The organism is Nostoc sp. CmiVER01 (assembly GCF_034531135.2).
Taxonomy (GTDB): domain Bacteria; phylum Cyanobacteriota; class Cyanobacteriia; order Cyanobacteriales; family Nostocaceae; genus Nostoc.
The window spans coordinates 16,078-39,108 of record NZ_JAVRBU020000008.1 but is presented as its reverse complement, the minus strand read 5'-3'; the positions used below and the strand labels follow the sequence as shown (position 1 = coordinate 39,108).

Here is a 23,031-nt window from a genome sequence, read left to right as displayed (position 1 = left end):
AGGAAAAATTTTAGTGGTTAATTTTTTATTGCTTTCCTTTTATATATCTTTATATTCTTCAAATTTATTAATGCTTTGATGAAGATGAAAATATCAAAAAAGAAAAAATAAAAAAATTATTAGGAAATCTCAAAAAGCAAAAGTTTCTGAGAAACTAGAAGTTGTTGAAACGGGGTCAGCCTATATAAAGACCCTGACCATAAAACAAATCACATTCAAATGGGGTCAGCCATATTTAAAGACCCCAAATTTTATATTTAAAAACTCCTAAAATTAAAAAGCTTCCAATTTTGGAAGCGCCAGACTAACAATTATTAGTCTGGCGCTTCCAATTTGCTAACTAGTACAGCACGGCGGAAATAAACTACCCCTTTCAAATATCTAGAATCCTTGCGAATTACGAATTACGAATTACGCGCAGAGGTACTAGGTATTTACTGAACTGTTACCAAATAGGATGAAGGAATTGCTTGGGCACGTCCAGCATTGACAAGTGCTTGGTAAACAAAGGCAGCAACTTCAGCTCTAGTCGCTTCACGATTAGGATTTAGTTGCTTCGCTGTGGGATAGTTTACGACTAGTTGCCGTGCAGTTGCCGCAGCAACAGGAGCGATCGCATAATTAGGAATCTGGGCAGCATCGGTGTAAAAAGAAAGGACATTCTGATTATTACTCGCAGTTAAGCCCAAACCATTAGCTAAAGATACTAACGCCTGCACTCTGGGAATTTTTTGCTGTGGCTTAAAGGTTCCATCGGGATAACCAGAAACAAATTCACTCTGGTAGGCAGATTGAATTGCAGCGTTAGCCCAGAAATTGCTTGCTACATCTTTAAATTTAATTGCTGGGCGTTTGGTTGGTGGTGTTAGGGCTTTAGTGACAATAGTGGCGAATTGAGCGCGGGTTACAGGATCATTGGGTTTAAAGCTGCCATCAGGAAAGCCAGCAATAATATTTTGGGAGGCTAAAGCTTCGATGTAGGTTTTTGCCCAATAATTTGCTGCCACATCTTTAAATGCGACAGACCCTCCAGGCGGTACGTTAACAGTTGCAGCAACGAAATTTACTGAGCCGAAAATCTTTTTCTGATCGATATCGTTGCCAACAGCGACAATTTGACTAGTTTTTGTGGCGTTGTTCACATCATAACGAGTGTTATTGCGAATAAGATTTCCACCAGGATTTTCGTTGGTGCCAAGGTCGGGTTGAGCATTGACAGTTGCTACTACACCATCCCGTTTATTGTTCTGAATGACATTCTTACGCAATACGGGCTTTGCTGATTCGGAAATATAAAGACCGTCTTGGTTTTCGATGATTTGATTTTCCACAATTTGGGGTGTGGAAGTGCCACCAATCGCTAAACCAAAACCAGTATCCTGAAATAAGTTATTCCGAATTTCTCCTTGGGCAGTTCTAGCAATTGAAATCCCGTTGCCTTTGTTTTGTACAAAGACATTACTTTCGATTTTGGGATTGCCTGTACCCGTGACAAAAACACCCTCTCTAACACTGTTAGTAAAAGTACTGTTTGTGATAATCGGATTAGTTGACTCCACCCACACACCCGTACCCCGGCTATTTGGGTTGGTGACGGTGACACCTGCGATCGTGGTATCTTGGTCGGCGAGCATGGTAATGTCCTGTCTGGCAAAGGTGCGACTAGTGTAGAAACCTCCACCTGTAATCAGTATCCCCTGACCTTTAGTAGCTTCATCACCCCGCAGTGTCACCCTTGGTTTCAGTAAGAGCGGGAAGGTTTCGCCACTTTCCTGGTTATAGTTCCCAGGTGCTAATTGAATAACTGCACCTGGTTGGGCTTGACTGAGAGCGAAACTTATGCTTTTGTAGGGTGCAGTTGAGGTTGTACCAGCACCAGCACTATCTGTACCAGTTGCTGGATTAACGTAAATCACTGCGGCAGTTGCAGGAGCTTGCGCTGTGATTGGGGCGATACCTTCTGGGTGAGTAGCATCAGCATTAACCTCATCAGGTAGTAGTATTGACCCACTAGAGACAACAAGCATTGCCGTTAATCCGGCTCCCACGCGTAAAGTATATCTGAGATGACTGCTAGAAAAAAGGCGAAAAATCTCCAATGGAGAAACGTGAAAACCCCGGTATTTCATTTTTTTCGTCTGTGATGTGCTGAATTACAGTGTGTCGAACAAGGTTAAAGATAGCAAGCAGCCTTGTAGCTGCTGTAAAACCCATGCAAAACTATACTGGATGATTAGCACTGATTCAGCTAAATTCCTTAGATAGATCACAGAACTTATACATTAGTTATATTTTTTTATTCAGAAAATTCTACCAGTACTCTGTTAAGCCAACTTTGAAGGGTAAAACAACGAACTACAGAGGCACAGAGAACACAGAGTCAGAGAAAAGAGGAGATGGTAACTGGATTTTCGCGCCCGTTGTACTGGGGATTTTCGGGATGAGGCGTATGTCTATCAACAAGTCTCTCGCTAGCTTGTTTAAGCGCTCATCCTCTCTAGTGAATTATTTATTTTTTAGTATTCCCTAAAGCCAGATGCTGCAAATAATGTTCCTGCAATATCATCATAGGAAAAGCAAACCTATTGCAAATGAGAATAAATGCGTTTTAAATTTTTAGGGCTGCGTCGCGCCTTACTTTTAGTAAGCATTACCTGCCTTCTATTTTTGTCCGCTCCTGTCTTTGCTGCGGAACAAGTGGTGTTAAACTATGGTATCTTTCGTGAATCACTTTCAGTGGAGGAGCTATCTACCTTTGCCCAAACAGGTGAACTTTCAAGTTCACTACGAGTTAATTTGGCTTTGGCGCGACAAGATCCTAAAGCCATCCGTCAGTATTTAAAGGAGCCGATGAAGGTAAACCTTGTATTTTTAGATAGAGTTCTAAATAGCCGAATTGGTAATATTATTTTGGATCAAATTAGTCAAGTTATTTATACACCGTCTCACAGAGCAGATCGGCAAGCTTTGCGAGCCGCTTTGGTACTTTCTGCGAGTCAAGACGGGCAGGTGTCGCTCATCGAACTTATTAAGAACTATCCCACAAATGAAGTCGAAGTTGATGGAAAACGCTTGCAGGGTGCATACCGTCAACTTCGCCGCTTGCAAACAAGCCTACAAGATTTATTTGGTGTTTAGTAAGCTAAAGTTTCTAAAGTTTCCCTTAAATACCGTTGTACCTGCTGTTCCAAGCGAATTCCGTGTAATTGAGCATCGCGTTCTAGTTGCCAACGTTGAAAACCGGAACTAGTGGAGATCGCACATTTGAGGCTATACCAAATTTCAGTATCAGCAGAAAATTGGCGATCGCTAGAAGCTGGAATTTGAGCCATAGTTTCTCATTCCTTTATTTTAACTTCAACGGTAATTGGGCATTGGGAAGAGGCAGAGGGGCAGGGAGCAGGGAGCAGAGGGGAAAAATGTAATTTTTTATTCTCTCCCTTGCCCCAGTAAGAACTGCTTCTTCATCTTCCTCTGCTCCTCTGGTACCTAATTTATATTTAGCCCTTTAAAGTTAAATAATATACTTTACGGGCTGCTATGAATCTGTATTAATCCTAAACAAAGATTCCAACAATCGAGGCACGATTTGATTAACCCGTACTCCTAAAATTGTAAAATCCTGCTTAATCTTTTCTAAAGATAATGGCTCTATACCAGCGAATTCTGTGTCATTAGTCACTAAAACTCGCATTACACTCACAGGTACTTGTAAAAATAGATTGCTGCCCAAAAACGCTAATCCTGCAAGCACTAGTGCAACGCTACGCCATTGTGGAAGAAATTTAGCTGAATTTGCTACTAATGGGGCAATTTGGTAAAGCTGCCACAGCACACAAACTGACAATACTGCCGCTACTAATGCCAGGATACGATTTACCTTTGTATTAATTAAACAGAGAATTTTTCGCTGTCGTTCGGTCAGATTTTCTGGCTTTAGGGCTATTCCTAAAAGAGCAAATATATAAAAAGGGCGACGCAACTGCATCCATAGCAAAGGCAGAATACCAATGGCAGCAACTAAAAATAGCTCCATCCACACTGGTAAAAACGGCTCGCCTACAGACAGGAAGAATAAGCAGAGAAGTAAAAAAACAGGCAACGTCGCTAATCCTGCGACGTGAATCCACAAAATAGGTTCGGAGCGAAATGAATGCATATATAAAAAATTATGAGTTAAGAGTTAGGAGTTAAGAATTAGCAGGCTTTATCTCCTAACTCTTAATTTATCACTCCTAACTTCTAACCATTTTACCCCTAACACTACCTCGTTAAGGTGAGAGTGCGGCGCTTCGTAACCATCTGATAGGCTTCGATGATGTCACCTTCAACCCAATCATTAAATTTATCTATGCCGACACCGCATTCATAACCGGCGTTGACCTCCCGGCTATCTTCTTTCATCCGTTTTAGGGAGTCAAGGACGCCTTCATAGATCACCTTACCACCGCGTCGCACCCTGACTTTACAGTTGCGAACTAGCTTGCCAGATTGAACGTAGCAACCGGCAACAGCACCGCGACCGACTGGGAAGACGGCACGGACTTCGGTTTGGCCCAAGGGTTCTTCCACCAACTCTGGTTCCAAAAGACCTTCTAAGGCGTCTTGGATATCTTCTAGGAGTTTGTAGATTACGTTGTATTCTCGAACATCTACACCTGCTTCATCGGCGGCTTGTCTAGCGCCACTAGCGAAGGTGGTGTTGAAGCCAATAATTACAGCGTTACTGGCAGCTGCTAAGTCGATATCTGTCTCGGTGATTTCCCCAGCAGTAGCCAAGAGCATCCGAATTTGGACTTCGTTTTGCGGGATTTGCTTGAGCGCTCCCACAATGGCTTCTACGGAACCTTGTACGTCTCCTTTCAAGATTAAGTTGAGTTCTTTCAACTCGCCTTCTTGTGCTTGAGCCGACAAGGTTGTAAGGGTAACACGTCCCTGTAACAAACGGGATAGGCGTTGTCTGTCGGCGCGATCGCTAGCAAGCGCTCTGGCTTCTTTTTCGTTCTCAAAGACCTCGAACTCGTCGCCTGCTGCTGGCACATCACTTAAACCTAGTACCTCGACAGCAAAGGAAGGAGAAGCAATATCTACTCTCTTGCCTCTGTCATCTACCATCGCCCGGACTTTACCGAAAGCCGAGCCAGCTACTAAGATATCTCCCACATGCAGGGTGCCATTCTGAATTAGCAGGGTAGCAACTGCTCCCTTGGCTTTATCCAGATGTGCTTCAATTACAGTTCCTTTAGCGGTACGATCTGGGTTGGCAGATAGTTCTGCAACCTCTGCTACTAAGAGAATCATTTCTAAGAGCGTATCTAGGTTTTCACCTCTGATGGCGCTTACCGGAACCATGATTGTCTCACCACCCCAGTCTTCTGAGGTCAGACCATACTGGGTGAGTTCTTGTTTAACACGCTCTGGCTGTGCCCCTTCTTTGTCAATTTTGTTGATTGCCACAACAATTGGCACTCCCGCAGCTTGGGCGTGGCTAATGGCTTCAATGGTTTGGGGACGGACGCCATCATCAGCAGCTACTACCAACACGGCAATGTCTGTTACCCTCGCTCCTCTGGCTCGCATTGCTGTAAAGGCTTCGTGACCAGGAGTATCCAGGAAGACTATCTGCTGTGGTTTGCCCTCATGTTCCACATCCACATGGTATGCACCAATGTGTTGAGTGATCCCACCAGCTTCGCCAGCAGCCACTTTGGTTTTGCGGATTGAGTCGAGTAGAGTTGTTTTACCGTGGTCTACGTGACCCATAATTGTCACGACTGGCGGACGGCGGTGCAGATAATCTAGGTCTTCTGCGCTGACCATTTCTGTAATTTTCCGAGCTTCTGCTTCTCGCTCGACGGTTTCGACTTCTATTTCTAGTTCTTTTCCTACCAGGGTAATTGTGGGAATATCCAGATTTTGGGTGATACTCACCGCCATGCCTTTGAGGAACAGGATTTTCACAATCTCTGTATCAGGAACGGCTAAAACGTCAGCCAGTTCTTGCACAGTCAAGGGGCCTGTGATCGTGACCTTTTCGGGACGATCGCGCTTGGTGTCAGCTTCTTGTTGTTGGCGACGGTTATTGTGATGGTCACGGCTAGAACCAGATTTAGAACCAGGCTTTCTACTTCCTCTAGCGGTTGGGGCGCTAGCAAGGGTTGTACCTGGCATCTGTACAGGTCGAGTCGCTTTGGGTTTCGGAGGACGGGCAATGGAAAGGCTGACTTGGACGGTGGCTGGTGAGTCTAGATCGTCATCATCTAGCAAATCTTCTTCAAACTCATCATCCAATATCGGCTTGATCCGCTTGCCTTTTACGCCAGCTTTAGCCTTCTCTTTAACTTCGTCAATTATTTCCTCTTCTACCCACTTTTTGCCGCCTTTGGTCGGGCGAGGTGGAGTTGGGCGTTTCAAATCGAGGAGATCGGGTGCGACCACTGGCTCATCACCCAATCCTTGAGATTTGCCCGCTATTCCTGACATCTGCCTGGGTGGAGTAGCGATCGGCATTGCGGCTGCTACTGCTTCACCAGGGCGGGCTGGCCTGGGTCGTTGCCCCTCTCCTAGTTGTGATGGTGCAGCTGGTCTATTGACCCTCTGCTCTGGTCTGCTGGGTGCAGGGGTAGGACGACTTGTTCTTTGTGGCGCACCTGGTGGAGACTGGTCAGTTGGCAGTTTAGCTCTAGGCTTAATTTGTTCGCGATCGCCTTCGACGGGTCGTTGCCGTTGGTCGCGTTTAAGAATCGGTTTGTCTGCCTGAGATACTGGCTCATCTGCCACCTGGGCAACTTCTGCCGCAGGTCTTGGCGGTGGGGCAGCTAATTGCGGTTTGATTGGTTTTTCCGCTTTCGGTCTGGGTGGAACTATTTTTTCTGGTTTTTGGGATGCTGTTTTTTCCGACGCCTGATTTTGATTTGGCGTTTGTTCCAAGTTCGTTACAGGAGGTTGCTCTTGAGTCTCAGATTGAGTCCGGGGCACAGGTCGAGTTGGTGCTGCCGGCTTGGTGGGTGAGACTGGTGTAGCGAAAGGCCGTGGTGGAGAGGGAGGATTAGCTTCAGACAAGGCAGCTTGGGTATTGGTAGCAACTGACGCCTCTGGGGCGTTGGGGGTAGTATTTCTCAATATTTTGGGTTTGCGTATTTCCAAAATTTGCTGTTTGTGGGGTGCAGCAGGTCGGGCAGATCCGCCGTTTGTTGGTGAGTTTGGTTTATGGCTGGTTGTACGTAGTTCTTTTTTGGCGGAGCCATTCGTCGCTGCGAGTTTTTCCGCAGCCGTGCGGATGCTTTCTGCCTCGGATTCTGAAATCGTGCTGCTATGACTTTTGACCGCAATATCGAGCTGGTCGCAAATTGCTAGTAGCTCTTTGTTATCCAAGTTCAATTCCTTTGATAATTCATAGATTCTAACTTTGCCGTTGTTCATCCACTCTTCCCCTTTAATGTACAGTTTTAGCGGATGGTTGCCTGGGAGTGCGACATCTCCATCCTTGGATTACTGTTTTTAGACTGCCGTTCAGTTTTTGCCGGTGCCTCCAATCAGGAAAGAGAGATGTTTCGGTTTAATAATGGCATCCCCACCAGGAATGATGGTTGAGGGACACCCATAAAAATTTTTTAAATAAAAGATTTTTATAGGAACCCCTGACGCCGAACTGCGCCTGAGCGCTACCAGGTTGCCATTTTGTAGTTTCTTGTTTTGGTGATTCTGAGCCTTCCACAACACAATCGATTACATCTTGTTCTGGGAATCGTGCCTCGCCCCTCTTAATTATTGGAGAGCCGAATGCCTTTTACACCCATTTACTATTTTGGCACTAACCTTAACGATCAACAGAGGGTGTCATGAAAGCGCGACTTCGGTTTTCGCACTATTCCTCTGATGATGACGTCACAAAGTTGTTCCAATTAAATTTGGTTTTGGGTATTGCTCTGGGCTAGACGTTGCAACAAGCTTTGGTACAGTGTTTCTGGCACTGATGCATGTAGCGATCGCCCTAGTCGATTTTTTTTTTGAGCTGCTTGTAGGCAACTCGTTTGCGGACAAATATAGGCAGAACGCCCCATGCCCTGATCTAATTGTACCTTTCCCGATGGAAAGACGCGGACAATCCGCCAAAACTCATCTTTTGAGCCTACTTTCCGGCAACTAATACAGCGCCGATAATTTGGTTTCATCGTTTCTGGGTGATCTCAGTCCAGCATTCTGGATGTAAAAATAAGTTGATTACTACTATTTTTTACTGATACCAAGTAGCTTTTGAGAAAATAATCCTTGAGACTGAGACTACAATCTACAGTATCAAAACTTTACAAATTTAATGAATTATTCATCATCGTCATTATCAAAACTATCCTCTTCTAATCCGTCCTGATTTTCATCCTCGAATTCTTCCTCATATTCAAGATCGTCTTCCTCTGATTCCTCTGATTGATATTTTGTTCTTACAGCCAGAAATTTAGCATCTTCTCCGGCATAGTCATACTTAGCTTTGTCTTTGATGTCTATTTTCCAACCAGTCAAACGGGCTGCCAAACGGACATTTTGTCCTTCTTTGCCTATGGCTAAACTCAATTGGTCTTCAGCCACTAGTACGTGAGTTTGCCGGGATTCTGGGTCCATTAGGCGTACTTCATCTACCCGTGCTGGACTTAAGGCATTGGCGATGTATGTTGCTGGGTCTGGCGACCAACGAATTACATCTATTTTTTCACCACGTAATTCGTTAACTACCACTTGAATTCGCGATCCCCTGGCTCCGATACAAGCGCCTACCGGGTCTACATCGCGATCAAGGGTATCTACTGCTATTTTAGTCCGGGGGCCGACATAACGAGAAGGGGGGTTTGCCTCCCTCGCTACGGCAACAATCCGTACCACTTCATCTTCGATTTCTGGAACTTCGTTGGCAAACAGATAAACCACCAAACCAGCATCAGCGCGAGACACAAGCAACTGTGGCCCTCGTTGCTGACCTTGGGAGACTTTTTTGAGATATACCTTGAAGGTGGCATTTGCCCGATAATTATCGTTGGGCAGCTGTTCCCGCTTTGGTAATTCGGCTTCTACTTCTGGCTGACCAAAACCACTGCTAACTGCCAGAACTACTGATTGCCGCTCAAACCGCAAAACTCTTGCTTGCAGAACAGTTCCTTCTAAATCTTGGAACTCTTCTTGCACCATTTGGCGTTGTTGATCCCGTAATTTTTGCGCTAGTACCTGCTTGGTTTGCATCGCTGCCATCCGACCAAACTCTCCTTGGTCGGGGGTCACATCTAGCACCACAGAGTCCCCTAACTGCGCTTCGGGAGCTACTTGTTGAACTTCATCTAGGGAAATCTGGTGGTCTGTGTTATTGACTGCTTCGACAATGGTTTTGGTGGAAAGAACCCGAAATCCTTCTTCTTCAATATCGAGTTCTACTTCAAAATTCTCAAAATAATCTTCGTCAAACTGTTTACGTTCTAAATTTTGGGCGCGACGATAACGTTCGTAGCCTTTGAGTAGTGCTTCTCTTATAGCTGATTGAACTGCAAGACGAGGTAAATTCCGCTCGCGGCTTATACTTTCAATTAATTCTTTTAATCCAGGTAAAGTAACCATTGACATAAGCAATCTCCTTTAAAAATTAGGTACTAGGAACTAGGGACTGGGCATGGGGCATTGGGCATGGGGTATTGGGCATGGGGCATTGGGTGCAATGGCAAAAGACTTGCAGCAACTTACCCTCTGCTCCTATGCTCCTATGCTCCTCCAATCCCTTAGTCCCTAGTCCCTAGCCTCTAATCACTTGTTTATCGGCGCTCGTCTAGCTGCACCTTAGTAATTAGGGAACGGGGAATTTCGACTACACGACCTTTTTGGTTTAAGTAAAGTGCTGTCTCATCCCGGCGAATTAACTGACCAGTCCACTCTGGTTGTCCGTCGTAGGGTGGCGAAGTGGAGATGATGACAGGAAATCCTTTAAAGGAAATAAACTCCCTGTCTGTTACCAGTTGCCGCGAAATCCCAGGACTAGAGACTTCCAAGACGTATGCATCTGGAACGATTTGGGCAGTATCTAAGGAGGCTTCTAAAGCACGGCTCATCCTTTCACAATCATTTAACCCGGTGTCTTGCTCAGGATTGCGAATGTCTACCCGCAAAACTGGTGGACTTTGGTTAGTATGAAAAACCACGCCAACCACTTCCAATCCCAGTTCTTCTGCTACTGGTGTCGCCAAATCAATAATTTGTGGAACTAAAGGATGAACCATGAGAAAATTCAATAAAAAAAGTGGGTACTGACCCACTTCCTGCGATAGGTATATCTTCCAAGAAGTCTTGTGACGAATCAATTATGATTCGCCTAATTCGTAGTTTAGCGCATTTATTGAATAGTCATTGGTCATTGGGCATTGGAAAGAGGACTTGGGGACAAGGGGAAAGACTTATTGGAAGTTCTAAACTTTTGTCACCTTGTCCCCTTGTCCCCTCTGCTCCCCTGCCTCCTCTGCTTCCCCTGCTCCCTGCCTCATCTTTTCACTATTGCTGGAACTGATACTTGTGTTCGTAATTGTCTGGTTTGCTCGATAATTTGGTCTATGTCTTCTTGGGACAAACGCTGGACGTAGTTGATTTTGATTTCCTCTAAGAAGTCAAAAAGTAAACTCTGAATTTCTGAAAGTACGTGTTTTTCCTTTATTTGAGATCCTAAAACTTTGCTAAAGGTTTCTACTAGCTGACTGGTGAGTTTTGCGCCCACAGGGTCTTCAACAGCACTAACTAACGTTTTGTAAAGATTAGTTGTGATTTGAGTTGCCAGTTGTTCGCTTAACTGGGTTTGGGCTTGTCCCACGCCAGGGAGGTTCTGGAGGTCTCGGTAAACGGGGATTTGATGGAAGACGGTTTCGATGTTGTGGCGCAAAATGGCTACGATCGTAGGTTGGATTTCGGGTAACACTTGGTAGACAATTGTCTTTACTAAAAGACCTGCGATCGCTTCTACCTCATTTACATTATTAATATCTATGTAGGGGCGTAAATTTTCTTGTTGCAGTAGCCAGCGCGTTAACTCACCCTTCTGAATTGAACCCTGAACCTGATTAATTACTCTCACCACTACAACTTCTGTGAGTTCTTCGGCAAAGTTGGCAACAATCCCCTGATGAATTTGCTTTCGCACTGGATGTAAATTTAATAACCGCGCTTGATCGAGGCGGATTACTACAGGTAAAATTCGCAACCACCGCCAAAATGGCAGTATTAAAAATAGGTCGTACCAACGCCATAATACTGCTTCAACCCAGCTTAGACCAGGATATCGGCGTCTAATTAAGAAGGTGCGCCCCAGCAATTCTACGCTAAATAAAATCACAAAGGGGAAGTCAATAATCCAGAAATTATCAATAAATTCGCCATTTTCACCGATTTGGCGGAAGTAGTTAGAGGCAATCAAAGGGCGGATGCTCTCATTAAAAAAAATAATTTGTTGATCCCAGCCATTTTGTGATAGGTAAGGCTGACTCCAAAAAGTGGCAAAGGACTGTTTTGCAGATTCATTACCAATGTGCGATCGCATCCGCTTTTTGATTTTTTCCAGAGTCCCACTCTTATTGACTCCCGCAAACGGGTTACTGTCAATCATCTCGCTACTAAGACGACTTATTTGTATTAGCCTGCTATTTACCTGAGAAGACTCTAACCCTGTTTGCCTGACTTGTTCTTCTAATGCGTCTACTGCTTCTAGATAACTTTTTGTATCTCGATGGGGTTCAATACCTTTTATTGGGTCATAAATCTGAATAATTTGGGGAAGTTTTCGCAAGTAGAAATCTCGCCAAGGTACGTAACTTAAATTAAACAAAACTAAACCTAGATTTACGGTGGCAGTAATTGCCATAATTCTTTCAAACCAAAGATTTCGCCGCTTAGAAGATTTTATATTTTTCATTTTTTGTCATATATTATACATTTTTGGGTATTTAGAATATAAGCTCTTTCATTTATCGAAACAGAAGTCAGCTCTTAGCTATCCGCTAACAGAATGAATTTTGAACGAAGGTCATAAACCCCCTTCAGGCAGCATCTCCAATTACCCTCGCTCTAGCTTGACACAAGTGACAGATGTATGCACTACTGTAATTTAGTGTTCAATGGGTGGATTCGATTTAAATAATGCTGTATCTCTGCTAATACAAGATACTTCTTTTGATGGATGACACAAATTAGTTTTTGTATAACAAGTCAAAATTGACAAAATAAATCACGAATTATTCAAAAAACATTAAAAAATTGCAAAAAAAGTTATTAAACAAACTTAAAATGCAGCTGTTAACATTTATAATCCTGCTGATTTAACTCAAAGGAGTTTTAAGTATGTGGTGTGGGTTTGGAAAATCAAGCGTGAACTTTGCTGTTACTTGCCTGGTAACTGCTAGTGTCGTAATTGCAGATACAGGTTTTGCAGCCTCTCAACGTAGCTATACCCCCCAGCAATTCCGTGCTGTGTTGCGAGGGTTAGGCTATAACGTCAAGTTAGCAAATGGCCCTTTGACGGATGACCAAACTAAAAAGGCTATTCGTGAATTTCAGACGGGTTATAAGCTAAAACCAGTTGATGGAATAGCAGGGCCAAAAACCCAACAATTTGCTGCTAACATCGTTCAGATTTTGCACACAAATTTGAATGCAGTGGTAAAGCCAAATCCTCCCCTGCCGCGAGATCATTTTTATGGTTCCCGCACGGAAGAAGTAGTGAAGGAGTATCAGAAGAAATATCAGTTGCAAGAAACTGGAATTGCTAATTTAGCACTCCGCCAAAAGCTGAATGAAGAAGCAAAGACAGTTATCAGTCAGCCAACAGCTACACCGACAGCTACACCAACAGCTAAACCAACAGCTAAACCAACCGCTAGACCGACGGCTAAACCAACAGCTAAACCAACAGCTACACCAACAGCTACACCAACAGCTACACCAACAGCTACACCAACAGCTACACCAACAGCTACACCAATAGCTACACCAACAGCTACACCAACAGCTACACCAACAGCTACACCAACAGCTACACCAACGACTACACCCTAATCGCCAGAAAACTCCTACCCCAAACCTCCTTAAATCATTTGATTTGGTTCTTCTAAGGGTCTGCCCTTGGGTATAGGTAGAATTGGACGGGGGTCATTGTAAGGCATAGGAATGTACTGGACGCTGGGTCGGCCTCCTTGTGGCTGTGGGTACAAATCCATGAGATCATAAATAGAATGGGGCAGTCCGACAGTTACGGGCAGCCCCATTTCTGTTGCTTCTTCTATAGTGATGGGATAGTCGTGGGTGACGCGGCCGGTTGTCAAGGCTTCGATAATCGATTCGATATTTTCTGGTAGAACTTTTTGTTTAGGTATACTATCTTTTAGCAGAGTCCGTACAAACCTCTGTACCTGCCCAATTGCTTTGCGTGAGAGGTCGGCCATAATTAAAGTTTGGTCATCAATCTCACTGATGGGTTTATCTTCGACTACTTTTAGGATACTTGCTGCTGGGTAGTTACCCAATTGGGGATCAACTGGCCCTAAGACAGCGTTAGCATCCATAATAATTTCATCAGAGGCAAGGGCAAGCATGGTACCGCCACTCATAGCATAGTGAGGTACAAAGACTGTAACTTTTGCTTGGTGGCGAATTAATGCTCTGGCGATTTGTTCAGTAGCTAAAACCAAACCTCCGGGAGTGTGCAAAATTAAGTCAATTGGCACATCTGGGGGTGTGAGGCGAATTGCTCGCAATATTTGTTCTGAGTCTTCGATAGTAATATAGCGAGATAAGGGAATTCCCAGGAAGCTAATAGACTCTTGACGATGAATGAGCAAAATTACCCGACTTTTACGTTCCTGCTGGAATTGTTGTAAAGCACGCAAGCGGCGATATTCTATTTGACGTTTTTGCCAAAGGGGTTGCAAAGAAGTCAGAAGCAGGAAAATCCAGAATAAATCACCAATACCAAAGCCCATAATATTAATTTTTGCTCAAAAATAACGGTTGCCGTCATTATTGTGACAATTTTTGGGCGATCGCATTTCTATCTGTAGATTTAAAACTATCGAACTACACTAGACAAAAAAATTACGAATTACGTTAGCGTAGCGGTAGCGACGTAGGAGCGTCATTATGAATTACGAATTATTTCTTATCCCCGTCGCCAAATCTTGATAGTATCGTCATCACCACCGCTAACTAGGATTTGACCATCGGGACTAAAGGCGACGCATCGAACATAGCTGGAATGCCCTATAAGTGTGCTGATTTCTTTGCCAGTGTGTACGTGCCACAGTTTGATAGTCTTATCCCAACTGCCACTAGCGAAAAATTGACCATCATGGCTAAAGGCAACTGACCAAACTGAATCAGAATGACCAATGAGAGTCCGAATTTCTCTGCCTGTATTTACATCCCACAGTTTAATTGTGTTGTCACCACTGCCACTGGCGATAATTTCCCCATCCTTACTGAAGGCGATACAGTTAATAAAGAAGGAATGGCCTAATAATGTGCAAATGTTTCTGCCTGTGTATACTTGCCATAATTTAATGGTGTAATCAGTACTGGCACTAGCTACAAGCTGTCTATCCTTGCTATTCGTTGCAGGCGTTGTTGGAGAATAGGCAACTGACGAAACTGAGTCAGAATGACCTATAAGAGTTTGGATTTCTATGCCTGTATGTACTTGCCACAGTTTAATTGTGCAGTCAACACTGCCACTAGCCAGAAATTTACCATCAGGACTAAAGGCAACGGAATTCACCCAATTAGTATGACCAGTGAGAGTACGAATTTCTTTGCCTGTGTTGACATCCCACAATTTGATGGTGTTATCCCAACTACCGCTAGCTAAGATTTCCGAGTTCAGGTCTGCAACTGGCGCAGATTTGCCTGACTCCTTTTGATAAGAAAGCTTTGAAGAGATTGGGCTAAAGGCGACGGAATGAACCATACTGGAATGACCAGAAGACCAACGACCTAGTTGACGCACTAGCTTACCAGTACCTAGTTGCCAAAGTTTAATAGTATGGTCATTACTACCGCTAGCAATAAATTGCCCGTCTGAGCTAATGGCGATCGCATGAACCATACTAGAATGACCTTTGAGGGTCTGTACACATTGCCACTTCTGTTGATCTAATACAACAGGTGGAGGTGGTTTAAGTCTAGGCATTATCACCAAGTTAGATGATATTGGTGGTATTTTATCGCCACCAGTATCAGAACCCAATAAATCTAACCACTCCTGCACAGACTGGGGACGATATGTTGACTCCAAATCCATGCCGCACATAATAGCCTGATTAACTTTGTCGCTGATTTTAGGATTAAAATATTGTGGTGGTTCTAAATTAACATTGTGACGTCTATCATCTGCACTCGTCGGTATAACTGCGGTAAGCAAATTATACAAAGTAGCAGCTAAGGCGTATATATCAATGTATTCTCCTCGTGGCGCTTCTGATTCATACTGCTCAGGTGGGGCAAAACCAGGAGTACGATAGACTGTATGCCTTTGGATCATATTGGGAATAAATTCTCTAGCGATGCCAAAATCTATCAGTACTGCTTCTGATTTATCAATGCGGATCATAATATTACGTGGTTTGAGATCCCGATGCAGTAGCCCTTTAGAGTGAATTATCGTCAAAGCGTCGCCAATTTGCCTGATGTATAGTAGCGCTTCTGCTTCTGATAGCACTCCCATCCGTCTTAGGCGCTGTCCTAAGTCTTCGCCTTCGATATAATCCATCACCATGCAGGGCAAATTTCCCTCATCAAAGATGGTTTCTATCTGTACTATATGAAGATGGTGACACACAGCCAGCCGTACTGCTTCATCACGGAAGTCTTGCCGTAACTTGTTTCGGTGGAGTATCCAGGCGGGGTGATTTAGGATTTCTTCTTTGAGAGTTTTAATCACTCGCAGTTGATTCCGTTGATTTCTGGCAAGATAAGTAATGCCAATTCCGCCTTCACCTAGTTGGCTTTCAATAATGTACCGTCCACCGAATAAAGACTTTCCTGCATTCCACACCATTAGTAATATTTGACAATTCCTGGTATTTATTTTGGCACGGTATCAGAACAGCCAACACGAATTTTTGGAAATTCAATTTTGTTTTGCTGTTGTAGCTTTTTGCATTACTTACTTAGACAACATTTTCATTAACCTCAATAATCACTAATATAGAGTTGGGTATACCCTAATATTTTTAGCTAAACTATACTTTTACACCAAAATTTTATTTAATTGTTCATGCTAAAGTAAACGATGACTTTAGCGATATTTGGTCATAATAATTTGACTTGTAGGTAATGTAAAATTATGCTAAAGAATCTGAAGCTGAAACAAAAGTTTACAATTCTCCTACTGATAATTCTGACATTCGGTCTAAGCTTGAGTGGATTTGCTCTTTCTTCTCTGCTTAGGGAGAATGCTAAACAAGATATTAGCTCAACAGGTCTTATGCTCATGCAAACCATGAGTTCTATTCGTAAATATACCAATACTCAAGTTAATCCAGAACTAGCTGATAAATTGGCAACTGAGTTTTTGCCGCAAAGTGTACCTGCATACTCAGCACGGGAGGTATTTGAGATTTTACGGAAAACACCAGATTACCGCGACTTCTTTTACAAAGAAGCAACTCTCAATCCGACAAATCTTCGGGATAAGGCTGACGGTTTTGAGACGGAAATTGTAGAAAGGTTCAGAAATAAATCAGACCTAAAAGAAGTGAGTGGATTTCGCTCAATTCCTGGTGGAGATATCTTTTATATTGCTCGTCCGTTACCAATTACTGAACAAAGTTGTTTAGTCTGTCATAGTGTACCCGAAGCTGCACCTCCAAGTATGATTAACCTTTATGGTACAGCTAATGGATTTGGGTGGAAGCTGAATGAAATTGTCGGCGCTCAGATTATTACAGTACCAGCAAATAACGTCATCAACAAAGCCCATCAGTCTTCCTTACTGATTATTTTAATTGTATCAACTATTTTTATAGCTACTATCCTGTTAGTAAACTATTTCTTGAATCGACAAGTTGTGATGCCTCTCAAACGCATGACTCGCATTGCCGAAGAAGTTAGTACTGGACACATGGATGTTGAATTCGAGCAAATGTCTAATGATGAAATTGGTAATTTAGCTAAAGCCTTTAAACGGATGCAGTTAAGTTTAGAAATGGCAATGAAAAGAATCAAACGCACTCAGGGAGGTATAGGGGACTAGAATAATCCGTAATTTGTGACGCTCCTGCGGACGCTCGTTCCTCTCTACGAGACGCTGCGCGAACGCTACCGCTAACGTAATTCATAATTTGCCATTCAAGTTATGCAGCGTAGATTTAGATTCAACTACAAAACTGGCTGCGCTAAATTGCTCTTTACGAGAATATACTTTTTTTGAATTCAAAAGCTGCTTGAAAGTCAGGAATTTCTCTAGCTATGAGTTCAATAAATTGGTCGGGTGAAATGTAAGGGTTTTGATCTAATATTTCTTCTATGACTAGATTTGCCATTGGCCCTATATGGTAAGCTAACTCTTGGTGACAATGTTTGATAAATGCTGGTTGGAGCGAAAGTTGCTGTTCTTTGATTCGCCCAATTTGCGAAATAGCCGGTGAAGTAGGTGAACTAAAAACTGTTTCTCCAGGTTGGTTATATGACGGCGATATTGCCGACATAGGTTGAAATTCAGGATTAAATACGGTAGCGGGCAAATCATCAAGCATGATTGCAGGAGACATTACCAGTTCTGGTTCTCCAATGCGCTCTAAATCTATAAGAACTTCATTAGCTGTTTGGTATCGCTTGTTAGGTCTATCTGCCAACATTCGATCAAGTACTTGAGCGAACTCATCAGTAATATATGTATAATAACGCCAGTTCCATTCTAAGGAGTACTGATCCATTAGTAAGGATGGATCTCTACCTGTGAGTAATACAATAGCTGTTACTCCCAAAGCATAAAGGTCACTAGAGGGGGAACATAAACCCAAGCTAATCTGTTCGCGGGGAGCATACCCCACTTTGCCGACAAGGGACATTTTGCCAACAAAAGTCACCTGGTTGTTAGAACTTCTGCTCTCATTCATGTCAGCAATTTGCTTGCCTACCCCGAAATCAATCAGCACTGGCAAATCCTTACCATCAGGTAACATGATGTTATCAGGCGAAATATCTCGATGGATGATGTTGTGCTGGTGAACATATTCCAAAACAGGCAGCAGATTTTTTAGCCATTCTATAACTTCCTCTTGGGAAAAGTTTCTGCCTTGACGTTGAAGTTCTCCCAGCACCCTAGAATATGTTTTACCATCAACATACTCTTGCACCAGGAATAACCGACCATCTCCTTCAAAGCAAGCTAAAAATTTGGGAATTTGAGGATGTTGCAATTGATGAAGAATTTTTGCCTCTCTTTTAAATAAGTTGCGATATTGTTCCAGTCCACTCTCCCCTGTGCCAATGGGTGCAAACTCCTTGAGAACACAAGCTTCATTAAACCGCCGAGTGTCAAAGGCCAAGTAAGTTCGCCCCAATCCTCCCTGTCCCAGAAGTTTTTGGATAATATAACGGTTATCGATTAGAGTTCCAGCAGCTATTTCTGGTCTTGTCATAGGGGACTGTGACATCTCATCGCACTCCTTGCGATTTTATTATTGATAAATTATTCAGTTTGCTGAAAGTCAGAAACTCTAGCTGATATTGGCTTATAACATCCCTAAAATTGAGATTAGCATCAGTGTCAAGACAAGGAAATACACTTTTCTACAATCTTTCGACGGTCTTGTGTGACCAAATAGACAATTTTTACCTGGGTAGTTCGATCATACTACTCATACTTACGTATTTTAGCAGCCAGAACATAATCAGTGTCTGCATTAATCTCTGCGACTGCTTTGGGCATCGTCTTTTGGATTCGTAGATGAGCCATATTTTATCCCTAATAACTCAATTGGCACTGAGCTTTGGAACAGTAAGGATATAGCGTTATATGATAGATTCTCAAAGAAACTGAGGTTGCTATAGACTTGCCGAAAAAATTATTATATGTATTTCAAGTGCTGAATATGCGAGCGCTCTCAAAAATTAATCTTTATGGGAGCTAATATCGTTATTAAATAACTGCTTCGGCATCGGCTATAAAATTTTTTAGTATAAGTAATTCCTCAACAGCATAAAATTATACTAAGTATAAAAAGATACTCTTGAAGCTAAAATAATTCATTTAGTTCATCAGGATTCACACCTAATTGACGCAAACGTTCTGCTAATTGTTCTGCTTTTCGTTTGGCTTGAGCAGCTTCTTGTTTAGCTTCTGTAGCTTCTTGTTCAGCAATCATAGCTCGTTCATTTGCAGCAACAGCTTCCTCTGTAGGTGCGGGAATTAATTCTCCTGCTAAGGTGAACCACCTTAACCACAACCTTTCAATATCTCGAAATGAACCTTGCCATAAGCCTAAACTTAAATCTATCTCTGGCATTAGTAGGTATCCATTAGTCAAATTCATCGGTTCATAGTGACCGCCAACTAACCGAAAAGCCTGAAGTTCATTAGTGTAGCGACTAAAAACAACATAGTAAGGAATCCGCAAAATTCGCTCATAAACTTCCCATTTGCTAGGAGGTTTATCTGCTGTACTTTCTCTTCTTGTACCTAAATCTTCGTCTTCCGTACCTGGAGACAATAACTCAACAACCACGAAAGGATTTGCTGGCTCTTGCCAAGTTACATAACTTAAGCGTAAGTCTTGCCCTTTGTATAATTTTCCTACGCCTACTACACCAAACCAATCTGGGCGCTTATACCATAAAGGATGCTGTAAATCATAATAGAGATTAAGGTCAGCAGCACTGTAAACTAGTTCGGGATTCCAGTTAATTGGCTGGAAAGTTAAGTATAAAAGTAAGGGTTGTAAAAAGTGAAAATCGTCTGGCAAGCCTGGTTCCTCTGGGTTGTCACTTGGTAAATCATACATTGTTGGTAGCGTTTCCCAAGGAGGAAGCGGCGGGTCAGATTGAGGAATGTAATGGGGAGAAGAAGTCATAATAAAAATTGGGTTTGATATTTTTTAGTTATTATTTTTATTGATTACTTTGCCCTTGGATCTTCATTACAACGACGACAAGCCAAGGCTAAATTATTAAGTTCATCAGAACCACCAATAGACTTTGGTATCAAAGGGTCTACTGTAAATCTTGTTGTGGAAATGGGTTCTGGAGAATGGCTATATTTGCACAGATAATTTGCGCGTTTACGGACAATTTATTTAGTAGCATCAATCATCATTGTTGAGCTATGAGCCGCAGAATTTAAGTTTTAGGCAGGCGAGGTTAATATAAGCAGTATATTCAATCGTAATTAACCTATGGCGTAGGCGTAGCCCGTCGTAGACATCGCAGTTGTTAAACCTTGTCAAACAAGCCGGGGATCATTGGCTTTCAATTTTTTCTAAAACATTTCATCAAACCTCTGGCTCAATCCCCGCCGCCCGCAATTGTGCTGCTAGTCGTTGGGCGCGTTGGTGTTCTTGTTGGGCGCGTTCGCGTTCCTGTTGGGCTAACTCAGAACCCCAAGGCAAAAGGTTTCCTTGTTCATCCCACCACCGTAACCACTTTCCTGTACGGTTTTCATGAGTACCTTGCCACACCCCAAGGTAAAGATTCATTTCTGCTATCCAGTAGCGTTGATTTTCATCAGGCTCTTGCAAAATGTACTGTTCTGTGTTTTGTAAGCGATACATTTCGATACTGCCGCTACTTGGCTCAAAGATGATATAGTTTGGCACTTTTAAAATGCGCTCGTAGAAAAACCATTTTCCTGGGGGATATGTCGCTTTGATAGAATATTCTGTTTCCTGTGTATCCGAAATAAATTCCATCACAATTAAGGGAATGTCACCCTGTAATTGAGGTGTATAACTGCGTGTTACTTCTTCTCTACTAACATTAATTTTGGCAATAAAAGCCCAATCAGGGGCTTTTATGACCATTTTGTTGTTTACGGTGGCACAAATACCGTAATTAGTTGTTGTTAGAGTGTTAGTTGAAATTTTTCCGGCTAATTGTAGGCTTTCCGTGAGTGCAGCAGCTAAAGCTGGTTGGTTGATGTTGTCCACCGGATCATCTGGGAGTTTGTAATCATCGGGTAGTTTTTCCCAAGTGATTTGGTAGTCTTGGGTGAGGGCTGTCATGGTGAATTGTTTGTCCTTTAGTGTGCAAAAGTGACTGGGGACTAGGTTTATTACTTGTAAAAATTATGGAATTTGCTTTGAACCCTGCCAAATTTGGGAACAATTTCCCAGTACCCAATAGTTACTAATCTTCATCGGGTTCTAAATCGTCGGCTGTCAATTCTTGATGCGGGATGGCGGCAATAATCGCATCTATTACTTTGGCAACTGGTAAAATCTCGATATCAAGATCGGGGAATTTTTGTCCTTTAGGGACGATCGCTCGTTTAAATCCCAACTTAGCTGCTTCTTTTAACCGCAGTTCCATTTGAGAAACCGATCGCACTTGTCCGCCTAATCCAACTTCACCGATTAATACTGTACCGGGATCGACGATGCGATCGCGGAAACTGGCAACAATCGCGATCGCAATTCCCAAATCTACCGCAGGTTCTTCCACATTCAACCCACCCGCAGAAGCAACGTAGGAATCCAATTTCGACATGGGAATTCCCACCCGTTTTTCTAAGACAGCGAGAATTTGCACCAAGCGGTTGTAATCTACGCCAGTACCAGCACGACGGGGTGAGGGATAGCTGGTGGGACTCACCAAAGCTTGCAATTCTACAACTATCGGGCGAGTGCCTTCGCAAGCAACGACAATGGCAGTACCAGGTGCAGGATCATCACGGTTGCCTAAAAATAGCTCTGAGGGGTTGGCAACTTCCCGCAGTCCATCTGTCACCATCTCAAAGATGCCGATTTCGTGAGTTGCACCAAAACGGTTTTTCACTGTCCGTAATAACCGATGAGAGGCAAAGCGATCGCCTTCAAAATACAACACCGTATCTACTAAATGTTCTAAAACTTTTGGCCCAGCGATCGCTCCTTCTTTGGTAACGTGTCCTACAATCAGCATGGTGATATCTTCATGCTTCGCCACCTTCATTAGTGCTGCTGTACATTCTCGTACCTGAGCCACCGAACCTGGTGCAGAAGTCAGCGCTGGAAAAAACACTGTTTGGATACTATCAATCACCGCCACGTTTGGCTTTAGGGAGTCTATTTCCCGTAAAATTTCTTCTAAATCTGTTTCTGGCAGTACATATAAATCTGCACCTATACTGTCAGGGTCTATGGGAAGCGTCGCATCTACCACCACAGTGGTATTCTCATCATTAACTAAATTTACGCTTTTTGATACTCCTAAACGAGAAGCGCGTAATTTTACCTGCTGTCCCGATTCTTCACCAGTTACGTAAAGGATGCGATATTTCTGTGCTAATTGATTTGATACTTGCAGTAATAAAGTCGATTTACCAATACCCGGATCGCCACCAATCAAGACCATAGAGCCAGGGACAACCCCGCCCCCAAGCACCCGATCCAATTCTCCATAACCAGATTCCCACCGGGCAATTTGGCGATCGGTAATTTGGTTAAATGTTAAAGAGGCTCGCGCTTTAGCTGGTTTAGCCTGAGATTTGCCATTAGTTTGAGTTGATTGCCAACCACTTACTCCCCCCCGACTGGGTACATCTACTGAGGATTGAATAGAAATTTGTTCTTCTAGAGAGTTGTAAGTGCCACAAGCTGGACATTTACCAAACCATTGGGGCGATTCTGCTCCACATTCGTTACATACAAAAAAGGTTTTTGGCTTTGGCATTCTTAAATCTTATTAAATAATCTTAATATTTACTTAATTATAAAAAAAACTAAAAACCAATAATGATAGTAGTATTTAGAGCTTTTTCTAAATTAATTGATGGAATGATATCTTAATATTATGGTATTAAAAATTAATCATGTAAATTTTTAGTGAAGG

The 23,031-nt window shown here is 42.9% G+C and carries 18 protein-coding genes; 3 read left to right on the top strand and 15 right to left on the bottom strand.

All coding sequences use genetic code 11. The annotated features are described in order from the left end of the window. Positions 1 to 434: 434 nt before the first annotated feature. Complete coding sequence (locus tag RMZ43_RS14705; RefSeq protein WP_322653371.1) at positions 435 to 2,129, bottom strand: DUF1565 domain-containing protein; 1,695 nt, start codon at positions 2,127 to 2,129, stop codon at positions 435 to 437. A gap of 472 nt (positions 2,130 to 2,601) precedes the next feature. Between RMZ43_RS14705 and RMZ43_RS14700 the strand changes: the two genes are divergently transcribed. Continuing rightward, positions 2,602 to 3,138, top strand: a complete 537-nt coding sequence (locus RMZ43_RS14700; RefSeq protein ID WP_322653370.1) for an alpha/beta hydrolase — start codon at positions 2,602 to 2,604, stop codon at positions 3,136 to 3,138. Here RMZ43_RS14700 and RMZ43_RS14695 read toward each other — a convergent pair. From RMZ43_RS14695 to RMZ43_RS14665, 7 genes are all read right to left on the bottom strand, one after another. After that, a complete protein-coding gene (locus tag RMZ43_RS14695; RefSeq protein WP_012412012.1) occupies positions 3,135 to 3,332 on the bottom strand; it encodes a hypothetical protein in 198 nt (65 codons plus the stop codon). The genes RMZ43_RS14700 and RMZ43_RS14695 overlap by 4 nt on opposite strands. 206 nt (positions 3,333 to 3,538) lie before the next feature. Next, positions 3,539 to 4,159, bottom strand: a complete 621-nt coding sequence (locus tag RMZ43_RS14690; protein WP_322653369.1) for a low-complexity tail membrane protein — start codon at positions 4,157 to 4,159, stop codon at positions 3,539 to 3,541. A 104-nt stretch (positions 4,160 to 4,263) separates the two neighbouring features. Beyond that, on the bottom strand, positions 4,264 to 7,422 hold the full coding sequence (gene infB, locus RMZ43_RS14685) for a translation initiation factor IF-2 (RefSeq protein WP_322653368.1): 3,159 nt from the start codon (positions 7,420 to 7,422) through the stop codon (positions 4,264 to 4,266). A 482-nt stretch (positions 7,423 to 7,904) separates the two neighbouring features. Further along, positions 7,905 to 8,174: a YlxR family protein gene (locus RMZ43_RS14680; RefSeq protein WP_229482756.1), complete on the bottom strand. Its 270-nt coding sequence runs from the start codon at positions 8,172 to 8,174 to the stop codon at positions 7,905 to 7,907. A 148-nt stretch (positions 8,175 to 8,322) separates the two neighbouring features. After that, positions 8,323 to 9,606, bottom strand: a complete 1,284-nt coding sequence (nusA, locus tag RMZ43_RS14675; RefSeq protein WP_322650384.1) for a transcription termination factor NusA — start codon at positions 9,604 to 9,606, stop codon at positions 8,323 to 8,325. A gap of 185 nt (positions 9,607 to 9,791) precedes the next feature. Continuing rightward, positions 9,792 to 10,253 (bottom strand): ribosome maturation factor RimP, encoded by a 462-nt coding sequence (rimP, locus tag RMZ43_RS14670; protein WP_322650383.1) that lies wholly within the window; start codon positions 10,251 to 10,253, stop codon positions 9,792 to 9,794. Positions 10,254 to 10,510: 257 nt separating this feature from the next. Beyond that, a complete protein-coding gene (locus RMZ43_RS14665; protein WP_322653367.1) occupies positions 10,511 to 11,929 on the bottom strand; it encodes a hypothetical protein in 1,419 nt (472 codons plus the stop codon). A 425-nt stretch (positions 11,930 to 12,354) separates the two neighbouring features. Here RMZ43_RS14665 and RMZ43_RS14660 point away from each other — a divergent pair, with 425 nt between their 5' ends. Next, entirely contained in the window at positions 12,355 to 13,068 is a 714-nt protein-coding gene (locus RMZ43_RS14660) for a peptidoglycan-binding domain-containing protein (protein WP_428850732.1), read from the top strand. A gap of 29 nt (positions 13,069 to 13,097) precedes the next feature. Here RMZ43_RS14660 and RMZ43_RS14655 read toward each other — a convergent pair whose 3' ends face one another. Both RMZ43_RS14655 and RMZ43_RS14650 read right to left on the bottom strand, forming a co-directional pair. Beyond that, positions 13,098 to 13,991 (bottom strand): SDH family Clp fold serine proteinase, encoded by an 894-nt coding sequence (locus RMZ43_RS14655; protein ID WP_322650380.1) that lies wholly within the window; start codon positions 13,989 to 13,991, stop codon positions 13,098 to 13,100. Positions 13,992 to 14,167: 176 nt separating this feature from the next. Then, the gene (locus tag RMZ43_RS14650; protein ID WP_322653365.1) at positions 14,168 to 16,060 is read right to left on the bottom strand and encodes a serine/threonine-protein kinase; all 1,893 of its coding nucleotides are present in this window, start codon (positions 16,058 to 16,060) and stop codon (positions 14,168 to 14,170) included. Between the two features lie 288 nt (positions 16,061 to 16,348). Here RMZ43_RS14650 and RMZ43_RS14645 point away from each other — a divergent pair, with 288 nt between their 5' ends. Continuing rightward, positions 16,349 to 17,257, top strand: a complete 909-nt coding sequence (locus RMZ43_RS14645) for a c-type heme family protein (protein WP_322650378.1) — start codon at positions 16,349 to 16,351, stop codon at positions 17,255 to 17,257. Between the two features lie 154 nt (positions 17,258 to 17,411). Here the strand turns inward: RMZ43_RS14645 and RMZ43_RS14640 are convergent, their stop codons facing one another. From RMZ43_RS14640 to radA, 5 genes are all read right to left on the bottom strand, one after another. Continuing rightward, positions 17,412 to 18,662 (bottom strand): serine/threonine-protein kinase, encoded by a 1,251-nt coding sequence (locus RMZ43_RS14640; RefSeq protein ID WP_322653364.1) that lies wholly within the window; start codon positions 18,660 to 18,662, stop codon positions 17,412 to 17,414. Positions 18,663 to 19,244: 582 nt separating this feature from the next. Beyond that, positions 19,245 to 20,078 (bottom strand): Uma2 family endonuclease, encoded by an 834-nt coding sequence (locus tag RMZ43_RS14635; protein ID WP_322653363.1) that lies wholly within the window; start codon positions 20,076 to 20,078, stop codon positions 19,245 to 19,247. A 44-nt stretch (positions 20,079 to 20,122) separates the two neighbouring features. Continuing rightward, positions 20,123 to 20,272, bottom strand: coding sequence for an HNH endonuclease (locus RMZ43_RS14630; RefSeq protein WP_322653510.1), 150 nt, complete (start codon positions 20,270 to 20,272; stop codon positions 20,123 to 20,125). A gap of 223 nt (positions 20,273 to 20,495) precedes the next feature. After that, complete coding sequence (locus RMZ43_RS14625; RefSeq protein ID WP_322653362.1) at positions 20,496 to 21,224, bottom strand: Uma2 family endonuclease; 729 nt, start codon at positions 21,222 to 21,224, stop codon at positions 20,496 to 20,498. A 124-nt stretch (positions 21,225 to 21,348) separates the two neighbouring features. Then, on the bottom strand, positions 21,349 to 22,872 hold the full coding sequence (gene radA / locus RMZ43_RS14620) for a DNA repair protein RadA (protein ID WP_322650375.1): 1,524 nt from the start codon (positions 22,870 to 22,872) through the stop codon (positions 21,349 to 21,351). Positions 22,873 to 23,031 lie beyond the last annotated feature (159 nt).